The organism is Glutamicibacter endophyticus (assembly GCF_048457885.1).
In the GTDB taxonomy this organism is placed as follows: Bacteria; Actinomycetota; Actinomycetes; order Actinomycetales; family Micrococcaceae; genus Glutamicibacter; species Glutamicibacter endophyticus.
Map to the genome: position 1 here is coordinate 392401 of NZ_CP174200.1, position 11658 is coordinate 404058.

The 11658-nt window shown below is 63.5% G+C and carries 11 protein-coding genes; 3 read left to right on the forward strand and 8 right to left on the reverse strand.

Annotated features, from left to right (window positions below; all coding sequences use genetic code 11):
• Positions 1–26 precede the first annotated feature (26 nt).
• From ACJD00_RS01980 to ACJD00_RS02000, 5 genes are all read right to left on the reverse strand, one after another.
• A complete protein-coding gene (locus ACJD00_RS01980; RefSeq protein ID WP_418908265.1) occupies positions 27–1097 on the reverse strand; it encodes an alpha/beta hydrolase in 1071 nt (356 codons plus the stop codon).
• A 108-nt stretch (positions 1098–1205) separates the two neighbouring features.
• Entirely contained in the window at positions 1206–2843 is a 1638-nt protein-coding gene (aceB, locus tag ACJD00_RS01985; RefSeq protein ID WP_418908266.1) for a malate synthase A, read from the reverse strand.
• Between the two features lie 119 nt (positions 2844–2962).
• Positions 2963–4264, reverse strand: coding sequence for an isocitrate lyase (gene aceA / locus ACJD00_RS01990; RefSeq protein WP_418908267.1), 1302 nt, complete (start codon positions 4262–4264; stop codon positions 2963–2965).
• 225 nt (positions 4265–4489) lie between these two features.
• Complete coding sequence (locus ACJD00_RS01995; RefSeq protein ID WP_418908268.1) at positions 4490–5104, reverse strand: HutD family protein; 615 nt, start codon at positions 5102–5104, stop codon at positions 4490–4492.
• A gap of 10 nt (positions 5105–5114) precedes the next feature.
• Positions 5115–5735: an AAA family ATPase gene (locus ACJD00_RS02000; protein WP_418908269.1), complete on the reverse strand. Its 621-nt coding sequence runs from the start codon at positions 5733–5735 to the stop codon at positions 5115–5117.
• A 235-nt stretch (positions 5736–5970) separates the two neighbouring features.
• On the opposite strand from ACJD00_RS02000, the gene ACJD00_RS02005 reads away from it, so the two are divergent.
• Both ACJD00_RS02005 and ACJD00_RS02010 read left to right on the forward strand, forming a co-directional pair.
• Positions 5971–7458 (forward strand): helix-turn-helix domain-containing protein, encoded by a 1488-nt coding sequence (locus tag ACJD00_RS02005; RefSeq protein WP_418908270.1) that lies wholly within the window; start codon positions 5971–5973, stop codon positions 7456–7458.
• Positions 7459–7462: 4 nt separating this feature from the next.
• Entirely contained in the window at positions 7463–8185 is a 723-nt protein-coding gene (locus tag ACJD00_RS02010; RefSeq protein WP_418908271.1) for an AAA family ATPase, read from the forward strand.
• Here ACJD00_RS02010 and ACJD00_RS02015 read toward each other — a convergent pair.
• On the reverse strand, positions 8172–9194 hold the full coding sequence (locus ACJD00_RS02015; RefSeq protein WP_418908272.1) for a YeiH family protein: 1023 nt from the start codon (positions 9192–9194) through the stop codon (positions 8172–8174). The two genes, ACJD00_RS02010 and ACJD00_RS02015, sit on opposite strands and share 14 nt — an antisense overlap.
• An 86-nt stretch (positions 9195–9280) precedes the next feature.
• Positions 9281–9931, reverse strand: a complete 651-nt coding sequence (locus ACJD00_RS02020; protein WP_418908273.1) for an alpha/beta family hydrolase — start codon at positions 9929–9931, stop codon at positions 9281–9283.
• A gap of 31 nt (positions 9932–9962) precedes the next feature.
• Between ACJD00_RS02020 and ACJD00_RS02025 the strand changes: the two genes are divergently transcribed.
• A complete protein-coding gene (locus ACJD00_RS02025) occupies positions 9963–10871 on the forward strand; it encodes a LysR family transcriptional regulator (RefSeq protein WP_418908274.1) in 909 nt (302 codons plus the stop codon).
• Between the two features lie 69 nt (positions 10872–10940).
• Here ACJD00_RS02025 and ACJD00_RS02030 read toward each other — a convergent pair whose 3' ends face one another.
• Positions 10941–11612, reverse strand: a complete 672-nt coding sequence (locus ACJD00_RS02030; protein WP_418908275.1) for a GntR family transcriptional regulator — start codon at positions 11610–11612, stop codon at positions 10941–10943.
• Positions 11613–11658 lie beyond the last annotated feature (46 nt).

Genomic DNA, 11658 nt, shown 5'->3' on the forward strand with positions numbered 1-11658 from the left:
GGATGTGGCGGGGGCAACGCGCCGCGCTAGTTGTTATTCGTCACGTCCCGCGCCAGGCCGGCGAATCTTTCCGTGCGGCCGGAGGCCAGCACGTCGGCCAACCAGCCGGCGGTGACCGTATAGGCCTGAGTGCGCACCGGACGGCGCGAAAGGAAAATATCGTGCAGGGCTCCGTCGAAGCGTGAAATGGTTAGCCGAGGGCCCAGATCCAGCGCGCGTTGCGCCACGGCCCGCACATTCAACGCGGTGTCCGCGCTCAACGCCCGCACATCCCAGCGCGGGGCCAAATAGTCGCGCGCGGAGAGCAACACGTGGACCGGGATGGGCAGGTCCAAGCCGTGGGCGAGCTTCTCCTGACCAGCCAGTACCGCCGAAATAAACCCGGTGGTCAGCGGGAAGCCCTGCGCCGGACGCCAGGCGAGGTTATAGTCCCATTCGCCATCTTGGGCGGCGTTGACGGTGCGCGTGTAGATGCCCGGGTCCATACCCGGCAGGATCCGGTGCGGGTTCACGAAGCTGCCCGCGTCGATAAGCGGCTTCAAGGCCTCGCGGCCGTACCTGGTGGCCTGAAATTCGAGCCATGGAGAATTGAGCACCAGTGCATCCACCGCCCGGGGATGCTCCGCTGCATACAGGGCCGCGGAAAGCCCACCGGTGGAGTGCCCGAGCAGCACCCGCTGCGCGTCGGGCTGCTCGGCCTTGATAATGGCCAAGGCCGCATCGAACTCCTCGGCGTAGTGCGAAAGATTATCGATGTACCCCGGTTCCAGCGCCGGTTCGCCGGGAGTCGGTACCAGGTTGCGCCCATAGTTGCGCAGGTCCACCGCGTAGAACGCTGCCCCGGTGGCCCCAAAGAACTCGGCCAGCTCACGTTGGAAAAAATAGTCGGACCAGCCGTGCACCGCCAGTACCGCAACCGACTCCAGCGGTGCGCGGGGGACCGGATGAAAGAGCGAGAACCGCCGTGGACCACCCGGCGGCTGAGGCGGCCGGTAACGTACCAGCGTTGCCCGCTGCCCGTCCGAGAGCGGCAACACCCGAGACACGAAGGGCTCGCCGAGCACATCGGGCTGCCAGTTCTGCGCTGCCTGGTTCATGGCTCCAGCGTAGTCCAGCACCGGCCGACGCGTGCCTTAAGCACCGGCTACGGCCGGCCACCCCCCCGAGTGGGGTTGGCCGGCCGTAGCCGGTGCCGGGGTGCGAGCCTAGCCCACCAGTTCCAGTGCTGGGCTCGGGACGTCCAGATAGCGCAGGTAGGCTCCGGCGGTCATGAACGTCGGGAAATCATCGCGCAGGGCGCAGGCTTCGAAGAGTTCCATCGCGTCCTCGAAACGGTCGCCCTCGAAACGTTCGATGCGCTCCATGATCTCGTCGGCCAGTTCGCTCACCCAGGCCCGAGAGATGATCTCTCCGGTGTCGGTGATGGCCGACTGGTGGATCCACTGCCACAGCTGCGAGCGGGAAATCTCTGCGGTGGAGGCGTCCTCCAATTGCTGGCGCAACACCACCGCACCGTTACCGCGCAGCCAGGACTCCAGGTAGCGCAGCCCGATCTCGATATTGTCGCGGATCCCCTGCTCGGTGATCGTGCCGGGCAGGCTGGCGATATCCAACAGGGCCGCGCTCGAGACCTGCACATCTTCGCGCTGCCGGGCGATCTGGTTCGGCTCCCCGCCCAGTGCTTCCTCGAACTCGCGGGCGGTCACCGGCACCAGTTCCGGGTGGGCCACCCAGGAACCGTCGAAGCCCTCGGCGGCCTCGCGGCGCTTTTCCACTCGTACCTGCTCGAGCCCCGAGGCGGTGCGTTGCGGCGACTTCTTGCTGGGAACGAAGGCGCTCATCGAGCCGATGGCACTGGCCCCACGGCGGTGGCAGGCCCGCACCAGTTGTTCGCTGAAGGCCTGCATGAAGGGGGCCTGGTTGGTCAACGTGGAGCGGTCCGGCAAGACGAAGCGGGCGCCGCGGGAACGGAAGTTCTTAATGATGGAGAAGACGTAGTCCCAGCGGCCGGAATTCAGCCCAGCGGCATGATCGCGCAGCTCGTAGAGGATCTCCTCCATTTCGAAGGCGGCGGTGATGGTCTCGATGAAGATCGTCGCGCGCACGGTGCCCTGCTCAATTCCCAGCAGGTCCTGGGCCGCGGTGAAGACCTCGTTCCACAGCCGCGCCTCGAGGTGGTTCTCCAGCTTCGGCAGGTAGTAGTACGGTCCGAAGCCGGCGTCGATCAGCTTCTGCGCATTGTGGTAAAAATGCAGCCCGAAGTCGACGAAGGCACCGGAGAGCGGTGCCCCATCGATCAGCAGGTTCTTCTCCGGCAGGTGCAAACCACGCGGGCGCACCACCACGGTGGGCAGCGCCGAGAGCTCGTTGTGCACCAAGCGGTGCTCCACACCCTCGGGGTCGCTGAAGGAGAGTTCCCCGGCCAGCAAGCGGCGGATATTGACCTGATTCTTAATGACGTTCTGCCAGGTCGGCGAGCAGGTGTCTTCCATGTCGCCGAGCCACACATTAGCCCCGGAGTTCAGTGCGGCGATCATCGCCTTGCGTTCGATGGGGCTGGTGATTTCCACGCGACGATCACGCAGGCCCGGTGCCAACGGGGCCACCGACCACGAGGAGTCCTCACGGATCCGACGGGTTTCCTCGAGGAACTGCGGGTTGCGCCCATTGGCGATTCGCGCGCGGTTGACCTGGCGACGCTGCATGAGCTCCTGGCGGCGGTGCTCGAAGCCACGGTGCAGCGCGGCCAAGAATTCCAAGGCACCCTCGGTGAGGATTTCGTCCTGGTAGCGCACGGGGGTGGCGGTGATGGTGATCGGGCAGTGGGAGGTTGCGGTGTTCATGGCAGCGTGTCCTTAAAAACTAGTGATTTGGCGTCAGCCGGTCGGTGCGTCGAATCGACGACTGACAAGGGGTACGACGCAGGGTCGACCGGCTGACGCCAAGGCTCTAGGAGAGCGGATTAGTGGAATTGGCCTTCCTCGGTGGATCCCACCAAGGCCAGAGTCGATGCGTTCGGGTTCAACGCGGTGGAGATGGTGTCGAAGTAGCCGGTGCCGACCTCGCGCTGATGCTTGGTGGCGGTGTAGCCGCGGGCCTCGGAAGCGAACTCCCGTTCCTGCAGATCCACGTAGGCGCTCATGCCGTTGCGAGCGTAGCCGTGGGCCAGATCGAACATTTCGTGGTTCAGTGCGTGGAAGCCGGCCAGCGTGATGAATTGGAAGGTGAAGCCCATGGCGCCCAGTTCGCGCTGGAACTTAGCGATCGTAGCGTCGTCCAGGTGCTTCTTCCAGTTGAACGATGGCGAGCAGTTGTAGGAGAGCATCTGGTCCGGGAACTCGGCCTTGACCGACTCGGCGAATTTGCGAGCCAGCTCGAGGTCCGGGGTTCCGGTTTCCATCCAGATCAGATCCGAATACGGGGCGTAGGCCTTGGCGCGGGCAATACATGGTTCGATGCCGTTGTGGACCTTGTAGAAGCCTTCCGCGGTGCGTTCGCCGGTGATGAATTCGCGGTCACGTTCGTCGACGTCCGAGGTGATGAGGGTCGCGGCCTCGGCGTCGGTGCGGGCGATAATCACGCTCGGGGTGCCGGCGACGTCGGCGGCCAGGCGGGCGGCGTTCAGGGTGCGAATGTGCTGCTGGGTGGGGATCAGCACCTTACCGCCGAGGTGGCCGCACTTCTTCTCGCTGGCCAGCTGGTCTTCCCAGTGCACGCCCGAGGCGCCGGCGGCGATCATCGACTTCATCAGTTCGTAGGCGTTCAGTGGGCCACCGAAGCCGGCTTCGGCGTCGGCGACGATCGGTACCAGCCAATCCTCGACGGTCTTGATGCCCTCGGAGAATTCGATCTGATCGGCGCGCAGTAGCGCGTTGTTGATGCGGCGCACCACCTGCGGCACCGAGTTGGCCGGATAGAGCGACTGGTCCGGGTAGGTGTGGCCGGAGAGGTTGGCGTCGGCGGCGACCTGCCAGCCGGAGAGGTAGATGGCCCGCAGGCCGGCCTTGACCTGCTGGACGGCCTGGTTGCCGGTCAACGCGCCGAGTGCGTTGGTGTAGCCGCCGGTCGGGGCCTCGTCGGTGAGCTGCTTCCACAGCTTTTCGGAGCCGCGACGGGCTAGGGTGTGTTCCTCGCTGACCGTACCCTGCAGCTTGACCACGTCGGCGGCCGAGTAATCGCGGGTGATGCCCTTCCAGCGCGGGTTGCTCTCCCAGTCGTTTTCGATGGCTGCGATGCGGTTATCGATCGAGTTCTGCTCGGTCATGGCTGTGCTCCTTTGCAACACCTGCATTGGTCACCGTTTCTGGTGAAGTTCTTCGTGAGAACAACTTTTCCGCAGGGGCAAGGCACTGCACAGAGGTTTTCGGGATTAAGATTCGCCAGACTTCACTTTAGGAGAAGAAATTCAATTTACTGCGCAGATATGCGTCGTATCACGCGAGACTGCGCAGTATTCGGGAAATCGCGTGTGAAGAACCGAGAATTTTAACTAACACTCGCGTGAGTCCGGGTCGAGGGAGACCAACAACAACACCCCGCGGCCCTTGATGCGCACCTCGGCGGCGTCACCTCCGAGCAGCACGTCGCGCACCGCCAGTTCCTGCACCGCACCGTCGCCGGCGCTAAAGCTGGCCTTGCCTTCGGCCAGCAGGGCCAGCTGTCCATCGAACAGGTACTGTTCGCGCTGCTTGGATAATTCCAGGACCCGCACGTTGCCGCGAACCTTGCCGCGCCGAGTCAGCAACTGGAGGGTTAAAACATCGCCGGTGGGCAACTCGGCGCTGGCCGGCACCCCCGCGTCCAGACGCAGCGGGCGGTAGCGCTCCACCGCTTGAGGCGAATCTGCGACGACTTGCAAGACCTCGCCGAGAATCACCGTCGTGGTGCGTTCGAAACCCTCGTTCAGGGGCAGCGGCCCGGTATGTTCGACGGAAGCCACCGCAAGAATCCAGTCCGGCTCGTTGGTCGCATCCTGAAGTTCTCCCTGGGCCGTCAACGACCCTTGGGCGATCAGCCGTTGGTCACCGAGCGGCCAGGGGTTCTTAGGGCAGTGATGCAACTCGATGAGGTTGGCGGGTGCTGGTAGGCGCGGTGTCTGGCTCATATCTGCAAGCTTACGTGCCCATCAGCTTGCGCAGTCGTTCGAGCACCACGGCGGGCTCCGCCTCCGCGTCGATGACCGGCCAGCCATAGGCTTTGGCTAGGCGCAGGTACTCGAGTCGACTTGCCATCAGATAGCTCAGGGTTTCCTCGTCTTCGCCGCGGGCGCGGACTCGGGCCAGGGCCACCAAGGGGTCGACGTCCAGCACCACCACCCGCGCACTACCCAGCACCCCGCGCGCCGCAGCTTCAAGCCAAGGACCGTCGGCTAGCCCGCGCACGCGGCGCAATACCAGCTGGCAGAACAAGTGCCGGTCGGAAACTACCCAGCCGGAAAAGAAACCGGCCAAGAGCCAGGTGAACACGGCATTTAGCGCGCGGATCGGGGTCTCGATGGCATCCTGCCAGCGCACCGGCAATAAAGACCGGCGCCCCTCCAAATGACGCTCGAGCCAGCGTCGGCCGGCCGGATTCGCGCGCTGCACCGCCGCGTACCCGGCGGCGCGAAGTTGCTCGGTCAGTGCGGTGGCCGCGGTGGACTTGCCCGCGCCGTCCATGCCCAAGAGCACGAGACAGCCGTGGGTAGGGGTCGAGGCGGCGGGCGCGGAGAGTGCCCATTGGTTGCACTGAGTCATAGCTCGCTCCTTCCCGTGCTGCTGATGGCGAATCCGGTTCTTAGTGTCAAACGAGGCGGATGACCTCAAGGTGCCCCATGCCGACTGTGCGTTTGCTGTAAGTTCATCTGGTTGCCACAGTGCAGACGGCAAGAATGTTGCTTTTTCGCGTAATTGCGGGTGTAAAGGGCCGGATCTCGGCACAGTTAGCGGATGACTCTGGAAAATTTGCCAGTTCTTCGCCTAGCCTTGAGCTATGACCTCTGCCACATGGGACCGCGGGCTCGCCTTGGCTCCGGCCGGATCCGACGGGACCGACGAACTGGATGCCATCGCGTTGGGCCGGCGCATCCGCCATCTACGCAAGAGCCGCTCGCTGACCCTCGACGACGTGTCGGCGGCGGTGTCCTTGGCACCCAGCGCCCTATCGATGCTCGAAAACGGGAAGCGGGAACCGAAGCTCGCCCAGCTCAAGGCGCTCGCTGCCTGTTTCGAGGTTCCCGTCGACGAACTGTTGGGCACCGAGCCACCCTCGCGGCGCGCGGCTCTGGAAATTCAACTGGAGCGGGCCCAGCGTGGGCCGTTGTATCAGGCGCTGGGTCTGCCCACGGTTCGCGTGGGTTCCCGGCTGCCGATGGACGTGCTCGAGTCCCTCGTCGGGCTCCAAAACGAGTTGGAGCGCCGGCTCAATGAACAGGCGGCGACCCCGGAAGAAGCGCGCCGGGCGAATACCAGCCTGCGCCATGAGATGCGTCAGCGTAATAACTACTACCGCGAAATCGAGCAGGAAGCCGCGCGGGTGTTGGCCGCCGTCGGACATTCCGGCGGCCCGCTTTCGCAACACAAGGCCGCGGATATCGCCGAACATTTGGGCTTTAGCCTGCACTATGTGGGGAATTTGCCGCATTCCACCCGTTCGGTGACCGACCTGAAGAACCACCGGATCTATCTCACCCAGGTCTCGCGGGCCGACCACGATCCGCGCTCGGTGTTACTTCAAGCCTTGGGGCACTACGTGCTGGGACATCAGACCCCGCAAAGCTACGCCGAGTTCCTCTCGCAGCGCGTGGCCACCAACTATTTCGCCGCCGCCTTGATGATGCCGGAGAAGGAAACCGCCGCCTTCTTGCATCGCGCCAAGGATGAGCGTGAACTGGCCGTTGAGGACCTGCGCGATGCCTTTGCCGTGTCCTACGAGTCCGCCGCACACCGCTTCACCAACCTCGCCACCGAGCATCTGGGCATCACCTGCCACTTCCAGAAGGTCCACGAGTCGGGTATTTTGCATAAGGCCTACGAAAACGACGGGGTGAATTTTCCGGCCGATCACACCGGGGCCATCGAGGGGCAGTCCATTTGCCGCTACTGGACCAGTCGTGTGGTGTTCGACGTGCAGGATAAATTCCGCTCCTTCGAGCAGTACACCGACACCATCAAGGGCACCTACTGGTGCACCGCGCGCACCGAACGGCATTCCTCGGGCCTGTACTCGCTGTCGATCGGGGTGCCTTTCGAGCATGTGAAGTACTTCCGCGGACGCGATACCAAGGAACGCTGCCAGTCGAAATGTCCCGATGAGAGCTGCTGCCGGCGGCCTCCGGCCCAGCTGTCCGAGCTCTGGTCCGGTAACGCGTGGCCTGCGACCCGAGCCAACACGCACCTGCTCGCGGCCATGCCCACCGGTGCCTTCCCCGGGGTGGATGAAACCGAGGTGTACCGCTTCTTGCAGGACCAGTCCGGCTGAACCTATGGATCTCTCTACCCTGTTTTTGCCGGTGCGCCGGATCGAAGCCGATGTGGTGGCAGCTGCTGAGCATGAGGCAGATCAGTGGCCGGGCACGCTGCCTCCGGTGCGCCAGCTGTTGCGCGAAGGGCTGGACTTGGGGCCGGTAACCATCCTGACCGGGCAGAACGGAACCGGGAAATCCACGGTGCTCGAAGCGTTTGCGATGGCCTACGGGATGAATCCCGAGGGCGGTTCCACCGGGGCGATGCACGTGACCAGACCTTCCGAATCGCCGCTCCATGAGCAACTCAAACTTATCCGTGGGGCCGCAGCCTCCCGCAAGGGCTTCTTCCTGCGCGCCGAGACCATGCACTCTTTCTATAGCTACCTCGAGGAAAGCCGATTCAAAACCAGCCTGCATGAGCGCAGCCATGGCGAGTCCATTCTCGAACTGATTCAGGAGCGCCTGCCCACGGTTCGGGGCTTGTGGCTATTTGACGAGCCAGAATCGGCGTTGTCTATGCACAGCTGTATCGAACTCGTGCACCTCATGCAGCGGGCGATCCAAGACGGATCGCAGGTGGTGATATCCACTCACTCGCCGGTGCTGGCCGCCTTTCCCGGGGCCCAGATTTACCAATTGAGCGATGCCGGTTTTGAACTGGTGGATTACGACCGATTGGAACTGGTCACCGGGTGGCGTAGCTTTCTGGCCGATCCGGCCGGGCATTTCAGTGGCCGATGAGCATTACACCGACGACGGAGATGAGCGTAACCAGTGCGGTGGCCAGGGTGCCGGCAATAAAGGGCTTGGCCCCCAATGCGCGCCACGTGGCCAGCCGTACCTTGCAGCCGAGGCCGAACATGGCCGCCGCCAGCAGCAGGGTCTGCGCCGTTCCCAGCGCGCCGCCCACTGCGGCGGGAATGGGCAGGAGCGATGCGAGCAGCATGGCCGCCAGGAACCCGAGTACGAATAGTGGTACCAGTGGCGGACGCTTACCGCCGACGGGTTGCGGCTGGTGGCGCCGCTGCAACAGGTTGAGGGTGAGCATTAGCGGGGCCATGAGGAGCACGCGGGCCAATTTCATGACTACCGCGGTTGCCAGTGCCGTGCCGCCGAAGAATCCGCCGATCACCACGACCTGAGCGACCTCGTGGGTGGAGGCTCCGGCCAGCAATGCCACCGCGTGCGCGTCGAATCCGAGCAGTGCACCCACGGCGGGAACCACGGCGATCATCAGCGTGCCAAAGAGCACGACCAATCCCACCGCCAGGGAGACTTCTTCGTCTTTGGCGTGGACAACACTACCGGCCCCGGCCACCGCTGCGGCTCCGCAGATGGAAAAACCCGAAGCGATGAGCAGGCTTTGAGCATGTCCCATGCCTAGCCAGCGGCATATCCCGTAGCTGCCAACTAGGCCCAACACCACGATTGCGACCGCCAAGAGGATGGCTCCACCGCCCAAGGTGAGAATATCGGCGAGCACCACTTTGAACCCCAACAGCACGATGCCTGCGCGTAAGGCGGTGCGCGAGAGCCATTCCAATCCCGGCTCCCAGTAGCCGGGCAAGGTGCAGAGGTTGCGGGCCAGTACGCCGCCGAGCATGGCTAATAGTGCGGGGGAGATCAGCGGTTGCCAGCGTGCGGCCAACCAACCCAGCACGGCCAGGGTGAAACCGGTACCGATCGGTGCCAGTAGTTTGCCCCGGGTCTGCCGTGGGCGCGAGGTTTGAAGAACGGGGGTGGTGCTCATGTTCTCCATGATGTCGCGCCTGCATCGCTCGCACCATTGCCAAAGGCGCAGCAACTCATATCAAAGCGATATGAGCAGGTGCTTGATCACCGGCGTAGGAAGTCTACCGAGGGGGTGGCTAATTGCGCGCCGTCCTCGGCGACACTGCGACCGGAACGAGCCACCTTGAAGGAGTGGTCCCCGCCCTCAATCCAGTGGACCACGGAGTTTTCGGGGAGTTGCGCCAAAGTCTGTGGCAGCAATGACGACTGCGCGAAGGGGTCCCCGGTGCCCTGCAGGAACAGCATCGGGACCGATAGCTCGGGCAGATGCTCTGCACGGATTTTCTCGGGAGTTTTCGGCGCATGCCAGGGGTAGCCCAGAAATACTAGGGCGTCGGCGGACAAGCCTTCGGCCACCGCCAAGGACGCCATGCGCCCACCGTAGGACTTACCGGCCGCGATGAGTGGTCCGGCGAACTGCTCGCGGGCCCAACTCATCACCGAATGCCAGGTGGCAATGGCCTTTGGCGCGCGATCGGGGAATTTCTTGCCCGTATCCATGTACGGGAAGTTGAAGCTCAGAACCCTTACTCCCTGGTCGGCCATCGCCTGAGCGTAGCCGCGCATGAAAGGGTGATCCTTACCCGCGCCCGAACCATGGGCGAGCACCATCGTGGCCCACGCGCTTTGCTGCGGATGATCGATCAGCGCACTGAGCGCCCCTTCGTCGAACTCGATGGTGGTTTCGGTCGCCATGCCCGTCCTCTCGTCACTTATCCTCAATGATATGAGTTCTCGCGTAGATGTTATGGCCTTGCGTGTCTTCGTGGCCATTGCCGACCTCGGGTCGATTGGTGCCGCCGCGGATCACGTAGGCATGGCCCAGCCCAACGCCAGTCGTGTGCTGGGCCGTTGGGAGAAGGAGCATCGAGTCCGGCTCTTGGAACGATCTACGCACGGCACTCGACTGAGCGCCGAGGGGCAGATGCTTCTGCCCCGCGCCCGGGCCGCGGTGCTCGCCCTCGATAACGTGGCCGCCGAACTCGACGATATTTCTGGTTCCGGGCGTCAGCTGCTGGGCATTGGGGCAAGCCAGACTATCGCCGAGTACCTGATGCCGCGCTGGCTTGCGGCCTACCGGTCGGTGAAACCCGAGGTGCGGTTCGATGTGCGAATCGCTAACTCCAGCGAGCTTTTCGACACGGTGCTGGCCGGTTCCATGCGTCTTGCCTTCGTTGAGTACCGGCAGATTCCCGAGGGTTTAGAACACCGGCACGTTGGTTCCGATCGCTTTGTGTTGGTAGTTTCCGCAGATCACCCCTGGGCTCTGCGCGAAACGCTGGTCACCCAGCAAGAGCTGGCCAGTACGCCGCTGGTGGTGCGCGAGCCCGGTAGCGGTACCCGACATGAGTTGGAGCTGTTGCTGGCTGGCTGGCAGGTTGAGGGTGAGTGGATCGAAGCGTCGAGTAATGCCGCGGTAAAGGTGCACACGCTCTCCGGGGTAGCACCGACCTTCATCTCCGAGCAGGCGGTGCGTAGCGAACTGGAGGCCGGCATGCTGGTGTCGGTGCCGTTGCGCCTGGGGTTGCGCCCGCGAGCCTTCCACGCCGTGTGGCGGCGCGGGTTGAAGTTGCGCTCGGCGGAGATCGATTTCATCAACACCGCGGCGCGCAGTTCGCGCAGTTCGGGGAGCTAAGCCAGTGGACGGTTGAGTCCGCGCCGCTTTCTACAAACGGCCGCGACTTGGCTTTGCACTCATTCGAAACTAGGCATCCTGAAAAATTTCGGGGTGACGTGTAAAGGCTCGTCTCGTGCGACGAATGTGGCTATACAACAGTCGACGCGCTTCGCTCGCGTCACGGTCTCGGAAGGCCGCGAGCATGAGCTGGTGCTCGAGGTGATTGAGACCAAGCCCGTCATCGCCGACAAGATGTGAATACGCGCGGCGATAGTGTTGAGTCGTGTTCCACATACGTTCAACGGTCTCGAATAAGATCGGCGAGCGGGCGGCTCGGTAGCTTTCCACGTGGAATGTCCGATCCGCAGAGAGAAACTCTTCGACATTGCTTGCCATGGCAACGGCTCGCTCCAGCTCCGTCAGGCGCGCAATGTCTTCGTCCGTATAGTTCGGCACTGCAAGGCTGACAAGTAGCGGGTCCAGCTGTTCTCGAATGCGGTAGATTTCTACACATTCGTCGAGCTCAAGTTTTGAGACGCGCGCGCCCGCATTAGAGACCACGGTAACCAGCCCCTCGGATTCCAGCATGCGCAAGGCTTCACGGACGGGTAATCGGCTGGTGCCATATTGTTCCGCCAAGGCTTGTTGTCCGATGCGCTCGCCGGGGCGCCGGGTGCCCGAGAGGATCTCGTCGCGCACACCGGCGGCAATGATGCTGGATTGCGCCAGCCCAGTTCCATTACGCAAAATCTCCGTCACCGTGCCAGCTTACCGCTCGGCCTAGTGGGTTAGCGGGAGTGCCTAG